A 12,861-nucleotide genomic window follows, 5' to 3' on the forward strand; every position below is an offset into this window, starting at 1 on the left:
GTGGCGGTTCGGGCGAGGCCGGCGATCCGGTCGGCCAGGCGGTCGGCGCGGAGCGGGCTGTCGCCCACGCGGAGGGCTTCCTCGTGCGCGGCGGAGAGGCCGCGGGCAATCTCTTCGGGGATGGGCATGGCGGCTCCTGGCCGGGGTCCACCCGCAAGCTGCGCGTCCGGCGAGGCGGGCGCAACGGGTGCGTTGCCGCGCCGGACGCGCCCGTCAGGGAGCGGGCGGTCCGCCCGCCGGCCGCACGCGGGCCACGAAGTGCGCCACGTTCTCCGGGGTGATCATCCGCCCCACCAGCTGGAAGGGGACGCGGTCGCCGTGAACCAGCGCTAGGGTGGGGACGGTGCGGATCCGCCGCGCTTCCGCCTCGGCGCGCCCGCGCTCCTCGTCCCAGTCGAGCACCTCCAGCGGCAGCCCCAGCGAGCGGGCGGCCTCCTCCACCACGGGACCCTTCTCCCGGCAGACGCCGCACCATTCCGCGCGGAAGTACAGCAGCTTCATGAGCCTCCCTCGGTCGTTTCGGGGTCCGCCCCGGCGCACTCCACGCACCCCAGCGTCCGGCCGACGAACCCGGCGCGTCCCTCGGCGGTGACGACCCAGGGCCGCACCTGCCAGGGCGGGTCGTGCCGCACGTGCTGCGCGTGGCCGCATTCCAGCTCCGCCACCCAGTGTCCCTCGTCGTCGAGGTGGAAGCCGCGGATGCGCCGGGGGATGGCGGGAGGGCGGTGGCGAGGAATCGGGGCCTCCAGGGTGGGAAGGAAACGGAACGAGGAGCTTCGACCCGGAAAGCACTTCCGGGCATCGGGCAGCCGTACGCGCCGGGCGCGGGCGCAGCCGCCTGTCCGGGGCCGCGGCGCGAGGGGAACGGATGGCATGCGCACGGGTGTGCTTCTTGCCAGATGGAGCACCTTCCAAGAGTTTCCGCAGCTGCGGCTCCCTCCGGCGCGCCGCAGCCCATTCCGATCGCGCCGGGCCCGTCCGGCAGCGGTCGCCCGGTCGCACGAGAAGGCGCACACGATGATGCAGCGCACGATCCTGGTGGTGGACGACGAGCCGGAGATGCGGGACGTATGCCGCGCCGCGCTCACCCGCGAGGGCTTCGACGTCCTCGAGGCCGAGGACGGGGTGGAGGCGCTCGCGCTCCTCGAGCGCCGCGGCGGCGACGTGGACCTGGTGGTCTCGGACGCGGTGATGCCGCGGATGGGAGGTCGGGAGCTGATCTGGGAGATGTCGCGGCGGTTCCCGCGGATCCCGGTCCTGCTCGCCTCGGGGATCCTGGCCGACCCCGACGCCAGCTACGGGCTGGACGTCGCCCCCGCCGCCTTCGTCCCCAAGCCCTTCGACCCGGCCGAGCTGGTGCGGACGGTCCGGGAAGCGCTGCAGCCCACCCCCGAGCCGAGCGGGGGAACCGCCACGTAGCTCAGAGCAGGCCGTGCGCCTCCGCGAGCTCCCGTGCCACGGGGACGCGGATCAGCTCGGGCACGGCGTTGGGCACGGCGTTCAGCCGGGTGGAGAGCACGCATCGACCGTCCGTGTCGTACACCGTCACGTACAGCTCCGGAAGCGAGCCGCCCAGCCGGTCGTCCACGTCCAGGAACTGGTCCTCGGTGAACCGGAACGTCGCCTCGCCGTACATGTCGGTGACGTCGGTCCCCAGGTGGTCGTCGCGCGAGATCCGGTCGCGGTCGTAGAGGCAGACGATGGCCCCGGAGATCCACTCCGTGGGCGCGTCCTCCACGAACAGCTTCACCCTGGTCTGGTACTCCAAGCTCCCTCCGCGTGCATCCGTCCCCGGTCGCGGGGAGAAGACAACCCTCGTCACGGCCCGAAGTGGCCGCACGCCTCCCAGCCGTCCGCCCGCCGCCAGCACTGCGGCACCTGATTCTACGCGCGCTCCGCCGCCGTGTCGATACCGCCCCGTCGCGGGAGCCTACTCCGGCACCGGGGGGACGCGCAGGCGGTCCAGCATCTCCAGCACCCGCTCCTGCCGCAGGATCAGCATCCCCAGGCGCTGGTCCGACACGCCGGGGCGGAGGAGGTACGGAAAGACCGGCTCGCCGTCGCGCACCTCCGCGCCGAAGTGGGCGAACGCCGCCCCTTCCAGCGGCTCGATGCGCTCGGCCAGCTCCGCCAGGTGCGAGGCGACCAGGAAGGCGCTGTGCCCGGCGGCGGCGAAGCCGGAGAGCACGGCAAGGCATGCGTCGGAGGCGTCCTTGAGGTTGGTCCCCTTGAACAGCTCGTCGAAGAGCACGAACGAGGGCGTGCCGCGCACCAGGACCGTGGCGGCCTCCCGCACCCGCCGCACCTCGCGGAAGAAGTAGCTCTGCCCCAGGCGGACGTTGTCGGTGGTGTTGATCCCGCTGAACAGGCAGCCGAACGGGGTCCATCGGAAGCGCGCCGCCGGCACCCCCATCCCGAGTTGCGCCAGGAAGACGGCGATCCCCGCCGCCTTCAGGTAGGTGGACTTCCCGGCCATGTTCGGGCCGGTTAGGAAGAGCAGCCGCGCGTCCGGCCCGATCCGCAGCGGGTTGCCCACGGCGTGCTCCACCCTCGGATGGTAGAGGCCCTCCGCCTCCACCCGGGGCGGCCCTTCGTCCAGCACCTCCGGCATGTGCAGCCACCGCTCCCGCGTCGCGCGGGCCAGCGAGCAGAGCGCGTCCAGCTCGTAGACCGCCTTCGCGAGCGCCGCGAGCGGGGCGAACGACTCCGAGCGGAGGGCGTGGTCCGCGGCGAGGAGGGCGGCGGGCGAGCGCCGGTGCACCGGCTTCCCCTCCGCGAGCAGCCGGAGCTCCGGGGCGGCGAGGTGGGCGCGCACTCCGGCGGCCCATGCATCCAGCAGCGGCGGCGGCTCCAGCGGGGCGAGCGCCTCCAGCATCTCTGCCGCGAGGCGGACCATGGTCTGCGAGATGGCGAGGCCGGCGCGGATCTGGTCGAAGGCGTCGCGGTGCAGCGAGCGCATCCACCAGCTGTCCAGCCACCGGAAGAGCCGGTTGGGGTGGTCGGCCGCGGCCCGTGGGGTGCGGGCGTACTTCTCCACGGCGAGCCACGCGCTCCCGACCAGCACGGGCTCGCAGAGCGCGTCGTGGTCCACCAGGAACCGCACGGCGGCCTGGGTGTCGCGCAGCTCCCCGGCCCCGGAGAGCGGGTGACGGAAGCGCTCCTTGAGCCGCTGCTCGCCGCCCTGCGTGAGGGTGAAGTTCGCCCACCCGAACACGCCGGTCTGCTCTCCCCCGGGCTGGAGGATCCCCAGGTCCTGCAGCGTCTGCCAGTCGACCAGCATGCTCTTCCGTGCCGGGTGGGCGGAGGGCGGAGGGCGGGGTGCGGCAGCCGAGCCCGCACCGCCGGAACAGAACTTGTATCCTACAGAGTAACAATCACTTACGAGCGCCCCGCAGGGGCCTTCCACGAACGGTTCCCTTTCGAACGGAGGTGACAGAAATCCCGGAACCGACCATGAACGCTACGAAGACGGCCACGGCCTGTCTCGCGCTCCTCGCCGCCGCGGCGACCGCGTGCACACCGGACCGCGCGCCCGAGGCCCCGGCGGACGCCGGGCAGGTGGCGGTGCAGCCGGCGCAGGCGCCCGCGAGCCAGATGGCGCTCTCGCCCGAGACGATCGACCGGCTGAAGCAGGAGTACGCCGTGCTCCGCGAGACCCCCGCCCCCGAGCCCCGGCCGAGCGCGGACGCCAACCCGGAGGAGGTCCCGAAGCGCCTCCGCGAGCGGCTCCCGGAGCGGGTGCTCCGTACGGTGAGCGGCGAGGCCACCTTCTACGCCGACGCCTTCGAGGGGCGCCGCACCGCGAGCGGGATCCCCTTCCGGCAGAACCAGATGGTGGCGGCGCACCGCGCCTTCCCCTTCGGGACCCTGCTGCGGGTGACCAACCTGCGCAACGACCGCTCCGTGAACGTGCGCGTGGTGGACCGCGGTCCGCACGGCGCCCGGGCGGCCTCGCGGGGGACCATCATCGACCTGTCCCGCCGGGCCGCGGAGAGCCTCAACTACACCGCCGCCGGGCGCGCCCCCGTCCGCGTGGAGGTGCTGGAGTGGGGCGAGGGGCTGCCGCGCACCTCGTAGGAGGTCGCGCGGGGGCCCGGCCGGAGGCGCGCCGGTCAGGCGGGACCCTCCGCGGCGGGCTCGTAGGGCGTGTTGAGCGCGTCCCAGATCTGGCGCGCGCTCTTTTCTCCGATCCCGGGCACCTGTCCGAGCTCTTCCGGCGAGGCACGCATCACGGCTGCCGGGGTGCCGAAGTGCTCCAGCAGCTGCCGCGCCCGGCGGCGGCCCACCCCCGGCAGGCCTTCGACCAGGTACTCCGCGTAGAGGCTCGCCCCCCGGGGCTTCGACCCGCGCAGGTTCACCGTGTAGCCGAGTCCCTCCTGGGCGTGGCGGGCCAGGGTGCGCAGGAGGGCGGCGGTTTCTTCCGCGCTGGAAGTCTGGAGCACGGTGATCCCCTCCAGCACCACGAGGAAGGAGAGAGCGCCGCGCAGGGCATCCGGATGGATCGCGCTGCGGATGGCCGAGAGGTCGCCTTCGATGAGGAAGACGGGGCGCTCGAACTCCGCCTTCATCTTCGCGGCCTGGCCGAAGAGCCTCCGGTCCATGATGGAAGCGGCGAAGTCTCCGGCCTCCTTGCGCTCGACCGCGACCGCGTCCGAGAGGACGTAGTCGGCGCTCGGGAGCGCGGCGAACTCCAGCTCCACGTCCGGGAGCTCGCCGAGGAAGGCGACCACGCGGGAGCTCTTCTCGCGCATGTCGGCGCGGATCAGGAGGCGCCGCTCCGGGGGCGAAGAGGGCTCGGGCATGCGCCTACCCGCGCTGGCGCTCCAGCAGCAGCATCATCAGCACGCTCAGCACCGCGAGCGTCTCGTCGCTCTCGCTCAGCTCGCCGACGCGCTCGATGGTGTAGCGCCCCTCGAAGAACGCCGGCTGCTTCACGGCGCGCAGCACGGGCGCGTCGTCGACCGCGCGGGCCACCCGGTACGCGGGGTGGAAGAAGTACCCGGTGAGCATTCCCAGGATGGGCACCTCGCCCAGGAGCCCGTCGATCACCTTCACCCAGGGGTTCTCCTCGTGGATCGCGAGGATGGGCCCGCCGCCGCGGTGGATCTCGTAGTGCGCCCGCCAGAGCGAGCGCATCCCCCGGCGCTGCAGCAGGCCGAGCGGGGCGCCGGCGGCATCCTCGATGTGGTACTGGGCGGAGATGTCGAGCACGCGGTCGGCGGCGATGCGGAAGAGCGGACGGGTCTGCTCCGGGTCCGCGAACACCGTCACCGCCTCCTTGAGCTTGAACGCCTTCTGCTTCACGTAGAAGAGGAGGCGCCCGGAGGCGTCGGTCACGGTGATCTGCGGAGAGATCGCGACGACCTTGAAGCTGAGCTGGAGTGGGAAGTCCATTCCGGTGCGGGGTCCGGGTGGAGAGCGGGCGCGCCAGGCGGGCTCGGCGCGGATGGAGGGCGGGAAGGTAGCCGCCCGGGAAATCTCCGGCAAACTCGCGAAACGGGGGAGGGAGCCGCCCCGGCACCCTCCCCCGCTCCGTCCCCCGACTCGTCTTCCGGCTACGCCCGCACCAGCTTCCGGTACTTGATCCGGTGCGGCTGGTCGGCCTCGGCGCCCAGGCGCTTCTTCCGGTCGGCCTCGTACTCCTGGTAGTTCCCCTCGAAGAAGCGCACCTCGCTCTCCCCCTCGAAGGCCAGGATGTGCGTGCAGATCCGGTCCAGGAACCACCGGTCGTGCGAGATCACCACCGCGCACCCGGCGAACTCCAGGAGCGCGTCCTCCAGCGCCCGGAGCGTGTCCACGTCCAGGTCGTTGGACGGCTCGTCGAGCAGGATCAGGTTGCCGCCCTTCTGCAGCGTCTTCGCCATGTGGACGCGGTTCCGCTCGCCGCCGGAAAGGTGCTTCACCAGCTTCTGCTGGTCGCTCCCCTTGAAGCCGAACCAGGAGCAGTAGGCGCGGGCGTTCACCTCGCCGCGGCCCAGCTTGATCACGTCGGCCCCGCCGGAGATCTCCTGGTACGCCGTCTTCTCGCCGTGCAGCGTGTCGCGGCTCTGGTCCACGTAGGCCAGCTCCACCGTGGAGCCCACCCTCAGCGCGCCGCCGTCCGGCTCCTCCTGCCCCGTGATCATCCGGAACAGCGTGGTCTTCCCCGCCCCGTTGGGCCCGACGACGCCCACGATCCCGCCGCGCGGGAGCCGGAAGGAGAGGCCGTCGATGAGCAGGCGGTCGCCGAACCCCTTGGCGAGGTTCTCGGCCACCACCACCTCGTCGCCCAGGCGCGGCCCGTTGGGGATCACGATCTCGGCGCGGTTCAGCTTCTCGCGCGGGTCCTCGCCCAGCATCTGCTCGTAGGCGCCCAGGCGGGCCTTGCTCTTGGCCTGCCGCGCGCGGGGGGCCATGCGCACCCACTCCAGCTCGCGCTCCAGCGTGCGCTGGCGGGAGGACGCCTGCTTCTCCTCCTTGCGCAGCCGCTCCTGCTTCTGCTCCAGCCACGAGGTGTAGTTCCCCTTCCAGGGGATCCCCTCGCCGCGGTCCAGCTCCAGGATCCACTGGGCCACGTTGTCCAGGAAGTACCGGTCGTGCGTGATGGCGACGATGGTGCCCTTGAACTCGGCGAGGTGGTGCTCCAGCCAGGCCACCGACTCGGCGTCCAGGTGGTTGGTGGGCTCGTCCAGCAGGAGCATGTCCGGCTCCTCCAGCAGCACCCGGCAGAGCGCCACGCGGCGCTTCTCGCCGCCGGAGAGGTTCTCCACCCGCGCGTCCGGCGGCGGGAGGCGGAGCGCGTCCATGGCGATCTCGATCTTGCGGTCCAGGTCCCAGAGGTTCTCCGCGTCGATCTGGTCCTGCACCCGCGCCTGCTCGTCGATCAGAGCCGTCATCTCGTCGTCCGACATGGGCTCCGCGAACTTCATGTTGATCTCGTCGAAGCGGCGCATCAGCTCGCGCTGGTGCTTCACCGCCTCCTCCACGTTGCCGCGGACGTCCAGCGCCGGGTCCAGCTCCGGCTCCTGCGGGAGGTAGCCGATGCGGGTCCCCTCGGCGGGCCACGCCTCGCCGTTGAAGTCCTTGTCGACCCCGGCCATGATCCGCAGGAGCGACGACTTCCCGGAGCCGTTGGGGCCCACCACGCCGATCTTGGCGCCGGGGTAGAACGAGAGCCAGATCCCCTTGAGGATCTCGCGGTTGGGGGGGACCACCTTGCGGAGGTCCTTCATTACGTAGATGAATTCCGGTCCGGCCATGCGATGGCTTCTCCCGAGGTGAAGTCATGGATGAATCGTGCTCGCCGCCGCGCCCGGGGGCGGTGCGCCGAGGCGAGAAAGATATCACGGAAAAGCGCTTGCGGCGAGGCGCGGAGAGGCGGGACCGGAGCGGCTGGGCTCAGTACGCGCTCACGTGCACCCCCCGCACCGCCCGCCCGGACGGGTCCGTCACCGCGGCAAGCGAGGCGTCCCACGCCAGCGCCTCCGGCGTGCTGCACGCCACCGAGGGGCCGCCCGGCACGCACTCGGCGCAGGCGTCCAGCGGGAAGTGCTCGGCGAAGAGCGAGCGGTAGAAGTACGCCTCCCGGGTGGCCGGCGTGTTGTGGGGGAAGCGGTAGCGCGCGCCGGCCAGCTCGCGGTCGCTCACCTGCGCCTCGGCGTGGGCGCGCAGCGAGTCGATCCACCCGTAGCCCACCCCGTCCGAGAACTGCTCCTTCTGCCGCCAGGCGACGGAGGCCGGGAGCGCGTCCGCGAACGCTTCGCGCAGCACGTGCTTCTCCATGCGCCCGGGCCCGGCCATCTTGGCCGCCGGGTCGATGCCCATGGCCGCGTCGAGGAACTCCCGGTCCAGGAACGGAACGCGCGCCTCCACGCCCCAGGCGGCCATGGCCTTGTTGGCGCGCAGGCAGTCGTACAGGTGCAGCCGGTCCAGCTTGCGCACCGTCTCGGCGTGGAACGACCGCGCGTCCGGCGCCCGGTGGAAGTACAGGTAGCCCCCGAAGATCTCGTCTGCGCCCTCGCCGGAGAGCACCATCTTGATCCCCATGGCGCGGATGCGGCGGGCCATCAGGTACATGGGCGTCGCGGCGCGCACGGTGGTGACGTCGTACGTCTCCAGGTGGTGGATCACGTCGGAGAGGGCGTCCAGCCCTTCCTGCACCGTGAAGTGGAACTCGTGGTGCACCGTGCCGATGTGCTCCGCCGCGTCCCGGGCCGCGCGCAGGTCCGGCGCCCCCTCCAGCCCGGTGGCGAAGGAGTGGAGCTGCGGCCACCAGGCGGGGCTGCGTCCCTCCTCCTCCACCCGCCGGCCGGCGAACCGCTTCGCCGCGGCGGCGATGATGGACGAGTCCAGCCCTCCGGAAAGGAGGACGCCGTAGGGGACGTCGGTCATGAGCTGGCGCCGCACGCTCGCCTCCAGCGCCTCGCGCAGCGCGGCCGGATCCGCCGGGCCGCCGTGCACCGCCTCGTACTCCCGCCAGGCGCGGCGGTACCAGCGGCGCGGCTCTCCCACCTCGCTGTCCAGCACGTGGCCCGGGGGGAACTCCTCCACGGTGCGGCACACGGGGACGAGCGCCTTCATCTCCGAGGCCACGTACAGGTTCCCCTCCTCGTCGCGGCCGGTGTACAGCGGCACGATCCCCAGGTGGTCGCGGGCGACGAGGTAGCGCCGCCGCTCCGCGTCCCAGAGCACGAAGGCGAAGATTCCGTTCAGCGCGTCCAGGAAGTCCGCGCCCCGCTCGCGGTACAGCGCCAGGATCACCTCGCAGTCCGACTCCGTCCGGAACGGGTAGGGCTCCCGGAGCCCGGCGCGGAGCTCCCGGTGGTTGTAGATCTCCCCGTTCACCGCCAGCACGTGCGCCCCGCCCTCGCCCAGCAGCGGCTGCGCGCCGTGCAGCACGTCGACGATGGCGAGGCGCTCGTGCGCCAGGATCGCGTCGTCGGACGCGTAGATCCCGGACCAGTCGGGGCCGCGGTGCCGCTGCAGCCTGCTGAGGCGGAGCGCGCGGGCGCGCAGCACCGTCGGCTCGCTCTTGACGTCCAGGATTCCGAGGATCGAGCACATGAGGGACGCTCCGGCGTGGTGGGGTGGGCCGCCCCCGGCGGGTGACGGCGACAAAAAAGCGGCCCCTCGAAGATCGAGGAGCCGCTTCGGCTTCCGGGTGCGTCGTTCCGCTATGGCGACGGACAACCCCAGCCGCGACTCCCCGGGGAGAGCGGATTGCGATTGCGGTTGCGATTGCGGAAGAGCGCGGTCATTGGGCGATTCGGGTCGTTCGTTCCGGACGCGGTCGTACCACTATAGCCGCCTACCCTCGCCGGGGTCAACGGTGACGTGACGTGACCGGGCGGCGGGTGCCGCTCCGACCTCCTCCGGACGTTAGCCGGCGAGACCGGCCCGGGTCAGCGCCTGGTCGAGGTCCGCGACGAGGTCGTCCGTGTCCTCCAGCCCGACGTTGAACCGCACCAGGCGGTCGCCGTAGGGGGTCCCGTGCGTCCGCTCCAGGTCGTGCCAGGGGAGGGCGAGGCTGTGCACCCCGCCCCAGCTGAACCCGATCCTGAACAGCGCGAGGGCGTCCACGAACGCGAGGATGGCTTCGCGCGCGGTCCCCTCGGCGAAGACGATCGAGAACACGCTCGTCGAGCCCGTGAAGTCGCGCTTCCAGACGGCGTGCCCGGGGCAGGACGGGAGCGCCGGGTGCAGCACCGACGCCACCGCGCCGCGCGCTCCGAGCCACCGGGCTACGGCGAGCGCGCTCCGCTCCTGCGCCGCGAGGCGGACGCCGAGCGTCTGCATCCCGCGGAGCGCGAGGTAGCAGTCGTCGGGGGACACGGCCAGCCCGAGCCGGTCGTGCACGACGCCCAGCCGCTCGTACGCCGCGGCGGTCCGCACCGTCACGGAGCCCAGGAGCAGGTCGCTGTGCCCGCCGACGTACTTGGTGAGCGCCTGCATCGTGACGTCGACGCCGTGGGCGAAGGCGTCGAAGTAGACGCCGGCCGAGTACGTGTTGTCGAGCGCGACGACGGCGCCGTGCCGGTGCGCCACCTCCGCGATGGCCGGGACGTCCTGCACCTCCATGGTGACCGAGCCCGGGCTCTCGCACCAGACCAGCCGCGTGGTCGGCCGCATCCGCGCCTCCAGCTCGGCGCCGGCGAGCGGGGGGTAGTACTCGGGGTCGACGCCGAACCGGCGCAGCACGTCGTCCGCCAGCTGCCGGGTGGGGCCGTACACGCTGTCGGGGATCAGCACGTGGTCCCCCGCGCCGGTGAAGGCGAAGGCGATGAGCGTGATCGCCGCCTGGCCGCCCGGGGTGACGAAGGTGTGCTCCCCCCCCTCCAGCTCGGCGACCCGCGCCGCCAGCTCACGCGTGGTCGGCGTGCCGTACAGGCCGTACGTGTATCCCGCCTCGTGCCGCCAGTCGTACGTCACGTCCGCGGCGCGGGGGAACACGGTGGTCGAGCCCCGGAACACCGGCGTGACCAGCGACCGGAAGCCTTCGGCCGGCTGCGCGTCGGAGTGGATCAGCCTGGTCGTCCAGTGTTTCATCTGCGGTCGAAGCGGGCCAGGGGGTGGGGACACGGGATGCGCGTGAAGATACGCTCAGGCGAGGCGGACCGCAGCCTCCCGTGCCGCCCCCTCCCCACCGGGCTCAGGCCAGCGCCCACGAGGCGAGGGTGAACACCACGTGCCCGCTCATGTGCGCGACCATGGCCGCCTCAAGGCTGCGGCGCCAGAAGAGCCAGCCGAAGGCGATCCCCGCGATGGCGTTCAGCACCACGGTGCGCGTGACGACGGCGGCCGTGAGCGGCGCGACGGCCGAGACCGCGCCCAGGTGCCCGGCGCCGAAGAGGACCGCGGCGAGCAGGATGGCGGTCCACATGACGGCCGCGCCCGGCTCCCCCCGCCCGCGCCGGAACAGCTTCCAGGCGGCCCACGCCAGGAGCGACATCACCCCCCACCGCATCATCAGCTCCTCGGTGATCCCCCCGTAGAGGACCCCGGCGAGCGTCACCGTCAGGGTGCGCTCTCCTCCCTCCGAGAGCGCCCTCCCGGCCTCGCCCATCCAGGGGCGGAAGACCGCGAGCTCCAGCCCGACCACCAGCAGGTCCGCCGCGAGCCCCAGGGCGACGGCGGCGGGGAGCTCGCTCCGGAGCGCGCGCAGCCCCGGGGCCTCCCCGGCGGCGCTCTCCGCCAGGTGGGAGCGCAGCCCCAGGCGCGGCGCCAGCGCGAGCCCCAGCGCCACCGCGCCCGCCATGAGCAGCGTCGGCTGGATCAGCGAGAGGAGCACCATCACCGGCATGGGCGGGAGCACCTCCCGCGCCTCCGCCGGGATGGGCGCGGCGCGCAGCATCTCCGGGAGGGTGGGGATCAGCGCGAGGATCCCCACGAGCCCCGCAGCGAAGAGCGCGCCGAAGCGCCGCCCGTACGTCCGCGTCTCCGTGGGCTCGCTCACCGGAGCTTCACCGCCAGCCAGTCCGCCAGGACGCCCAGCACCTCGGGGGCGACCGCCTTCGAGGGGAGGGCGGCGTAGCCGCGCACGTCTCCGTCCGGGTCGCGCACCAGCAGGTGGTTCACGTCCGGGAGCCGCCGCACGGTGACGTCGCGGTTGCCGCCCGCCCGGATCGCGGCGGCGAGCGCGTCCGCCTCGGCGGCGGGGACCTGGCGGTCCGTCTCCCCCTGGAGCACCAGCACCGGGACGCGCAGCCGCCGGGCGAAGGGAAGCGGGTCGTGCGCCATCAGCGACCCGAACCAGCGGCTCGACGCCGCCAGCGAGTCCCGCTGCGCGGCGGCCAGCGGCAGGAGCGAATCGAGGTGCGGGGCGAGCGTGCTGTCCGTCTCGATCGCGAAGCGGCTCTGGTACTCCACCAGCTCCCGCCCGGTGCGCGCGGGCGCGGCGACCAGCACCAGGGCGCGCAGCGACCGGTCCTCCACCGCGACCATGGGCCCCACGAGGCCGCCCTCGCTGTGCCCCAGGATCCCCACCCGGCGGGGGTCCACCTCCGGCCGGGCGCGCAGGAAGGCGAGGGCGGCCCGGGCGTCGTCCGCGAACTCCGCCAGGGTGGTGGCGCCGACGCTCCCGCCGGATCCGCCCACCCCCCGGTCGTCCAGCCGCAGCACGGCGATGCCGCGCCGGCCCAGCGTGTCGGCGACCTGCCGGAAGGGGCGATACCCGGCGAGGCCCGGGAGGGACTCGTCCCGGTCCTGCGGCCCCGAGCCGCTGAGGAGGAGCACCGCCGGCACCCGCCCCCGCGCGCCCGTGGGGACCGTCAGCGTGCCCGCCAGCGTCACGCCGGAAGGCGTGCGGAGCGTCACCTCCTCGGCGCGGTACGGCGCCCCCGCGGGCGCGGAATAGTCGGTCTCCGGCCGGGCGCACTCCGTGGGCCGCCCCGCGCGCTCCATGGTGATTCCCTGCGAGGGGACGCACCCGCCCAGCAGCCGCCCGGAGGCGTCCGCCGCGAAGCGCAGCGCCACCCCGCCGACCTCCACGATCGCGGAGTCGGCCGCCGGGAAGGCCACCCGGGCGGTGAAGGCGCTCCCGCCCGACAGGCTGAGCACGGGCACCCGCACCTCGCGCCCCCCCACCGCGCGCGCCCGGCGGACGACCTGCTCCAGCATCGCCACGGAAAGGTTGACGTACGGCAGCGCCCCCTCCCCCGGCGCGAACCGCTGCAGGGGCGCGGCGGTCGGGCCGCGGACCTCCACCAGGGCGCTGTCCCCCCGGAATGTGGCGGTCCCGCTCGCCACCGGCTCCGCGTCGCCGGCCCGCCCGGGGAGGACCGTGAAGCGCATGCGGGGCACCGTGGCGTCCGCCGCCAGCTCCGCGTCTACGCGCTGCCGCAGCACCGGCATGCGGGTCGCCAGCTCCGCCTCCAGGCGCTGCGG

At 73.3% G+C, this 12,861-nt stretch carries 13 protein-coding genes; 2 read left to right on the forward strand and 11 right to left on the reverse strand.

The genetic code is table 11. The features are described from left to right. Positions 1–213: 213 nt before the first annotated feature. Both VGR37_24650 and VGR37_24655 read right to left on the reverse strand, forming a co-directional pair. Positions 214–501 carry a thioredoxin family protein gene (locus VGR37_24650; GenBank protein HEV2150611.1) on the reverse strand — a complete coding sequence of 96 codons (288 nt, stop codon included), beginning with the start codon at positions 499–501 and terminating at the stop codon, positions 214–216. Further along, positions 498–875 carry a DUF3565 domain-containing protein gene (locus VGR37_24655; protein ID HEV2150612.1) on the reverse strand — a complete coding sequence of 126 codons (378 nt, stop codon included), beginning with the start codon at positions 873–875 and terminating at the stop codon, positions 498–500. Before VGR37_24655 ends, VGR37_24650 begins: the two co-directional genes overlap by 4 nt. Before the next feature lie 142 nt (positions 876–1,017). Between VGR37_24655 and VGR37_24660 the strand changes: the two genes are divergently transcribed. Beyond that, the gene (locus tag VGR37_24660; protein HEV2150613.1) at positions 1,018–1,419 is read left to right on the forward strand and encodes a response regulator; all 402 of its coding nucleotides are present in this window, start codon (positions 1,018–1,020) and stop codon (positions 1,417–1,419) included. A 1-nt stretch (position 1,420) separates the two neighbouring features. Here VGR37_24660 and VGR37_24665 read toward each other — a convergent pair whose 3' ends face one another. Together VGR37_24665 and VGR37_24670 are read right to left on the reverse strand one after the other, a co-directional pair. Beyond that, positions 1,421–1,768 carry a hypothetical protein gene (locus tag VGR37_24665; GenBank protein ID HEV2150614.1) on the reverse strand — a complete coding sequence of 116 codons (348 nt, stop codon included), beginning with the start codon at positions 1,766–1,768 and terminating at the stop codon, positions 1,421–1,423. Between the two features lie 162 nt (positions 1,769–1,930). Beyond that, positions 1,931–3,280: a hypothetical protein gene (locus VGR37_24670; protein ID HEV2150615.1), complete on the reverse strand. Its 1,350-nt coding sequence runs from the start codon at positions 3,278–3,280 to the stop codon at positions 1,931–1,933. A 173-nt stretch (positions 3,281–3,453) separates the two neighbouring features. On the opposite strand from VGR37_24670, the gene VGR37_24675 reads away from it, so the two are divergent. Further along, a complete protein-coding gene (locus VGR37_24675) occupies positions 3,454–4,077 on the forward strand; it encodes a septal ring lytic transglycosylase RlpA family protein (GenBank protein HEV2150616.1) in 624 nt (207 codons plus the stop codon). A 35-nt stretch (positions 4,078–4,112) separates the two neighbouring features. Here the strand turns inward: VGR37_24675 and VGR37_24680 are convergent, their stop codons facing one another. The 7 genes from VGR37_24680 to VGR37_24710 form a co-directional block, all read right to left on the reverse strand. Beyond that, the gene (locus VGR37_24680; protein ID HEV2150617.1) at positions 4,113–4,802 is read right to left on the reverse strand and encodes an ERCC4 domain-containing protein; all 690 of its coding nucleotides are present in this window, start codon (positions 4,800–4,802) and stop codon (positions 4,113–4,115) included. Positions 4,803–4,806: 4 nt separating this feature from the next. After that, a complete protein-coding gene (locus VGR37_24685) occupies positions 4,807–5,394 on the reverse strand; it encodes a hypothetical protein (protein ID HEV2150618.1) in 588 nt (195 codons plus the stop codon). 161 nt (positions 5,395–5,555) lie between these two features. After that, positions 5,556–7,238, reverse strand: coding sequence for an energy-dependent translational throttle protein EttA (gene ettA, locus VGR37_24690; GenBank protein HEV2150619.1), 1,683 nt, complete (start codon positions 7,236–7,238; stop codon positions 5,556–5,558). Between the two features lie 139 nt (positions 7,239–7,377). Beyond that, positions 7,378–9,042: an asparagine synthase B gene (gene asnB / locus VGR37_24695; GenBank protein ID HEV2150620.1), complete on the reverse strand. Its 1,665-nt coding sequence runs from the start codon at positions 9,040–9,042 to the stop codon at positions 7,378–7,380. Between the two features lie 315 nt (positions 9,043–9,357). Continuing rightward, entirely contained in the window at positions 9,358–10,524 is a 1,167-nt protein-coding gene (locus VGR37_24700) for a cystathionine beta-lyase (GenBank protein HEV2150621.1), read from the reverse strand. A gap of 103 nt (positions 10,525–10,627) precedes the next feature. Further along, positions 10,628–11,431, reverse strand: a complete 804-nt coding sequence (locus VGR37_24705; protein HEV2150622.1) for a CPBP family intramembrane glutamic endopeptidase — start codon at positions 11,429–11,431, stop codon at positions 10,628–10,630. Further along, positions 11,428–12,861: alpha/beta hydrolase (locus VGR37_24710; protein HEV2150623.1), on the reverse strand; the 1,434-nt coding region annotated here is incomplete at its 5' end. The genes VGR37_24710 and VGR37_24705, both read right to left, overlap by 4 nt.

The sequence above is a fragment of the Longimicrobiaceae bacterium genome (assembly GCA_035936415.1).
In the GTDB taxonomy this organism is placed as follows: domain Bacteria; phylum Gemmatimonadota; class Gemmatimonadetes; order Longimicrobiales; family Longimicrobiaceae; genus JAFAYN01.

Bases quoted from the DNA above. Each gene is read 5' to 3' on its own strand.
- VGR37_24650 (HEV2150611.1), bottom strand. From the start codon at position 501: ATGAAGCTGCTGTACTTCCGCGCGGAATGGTGCGGCGTCTGCCGGGAG.
- VGR37_24655 (HEV2150612.1), bottom strand. From the start codon at position 875: ATGCCATCCGTTCCCCTCGCGCCGCGGCCCCGGACAGGCGGCTGCGCC.
- VGR37_24660 (HEV2150613.1), top strand. From the start codon at position 1,018: ATGATGCAGCGCACGATCCTGGTGGTGGACGACGAGCCGGAGATGCGG.
- VGR37_24670 (HEV2150615.1), bottom strand. From the start codon at position 3,280: ATGCTGGTCGACTGGCAGACGCTGCAGGACCTGGGGATCCTCCAGCCC.
- VGR37_24675 (HEV2150616.1), top strand. From the start codon at position 3,454: ATGAACGCTACGAAGACGGCCACGGCCTGTCTCGCGCTCCTCGCCGCC.
- VGR37_24680 (HEV2150617.1), bottom strand. From the start codon at position 4,802: ATGCCCGAGCCCTCTTCGCCCCCGGAGCGGCGCCTCCTGATCCGCGCC.
- VGR37_24685 (HEV2150618.1), bottom strand. From the start codon at position 5,394: ATGGACTTCCCACTCCAGCTCAGCTTCAAGGTCGTCGCGATCTCTCCG.
- ettA (HEV2150619.1), bottom strand. From the start codon at position 7,238: ATGGCCGGACCGGAATTCATCTACGTAATGAAGGACCTCCGCAAGGTG.
- asnB (HEV2150620.1), bottom strand. From the start codon at position 9,042: ATGTGCTCGATCCTCGGAATCCTGGACGTCAAGAGCGAGCCGACGGTG.
- VGR37_24700 (HEV2150621.1), bottom strand. From the start codon at position 10,524: ATGAAACACTGGACGACCAGGCTGATCCACTCCGACGCGCAGCCGGCC.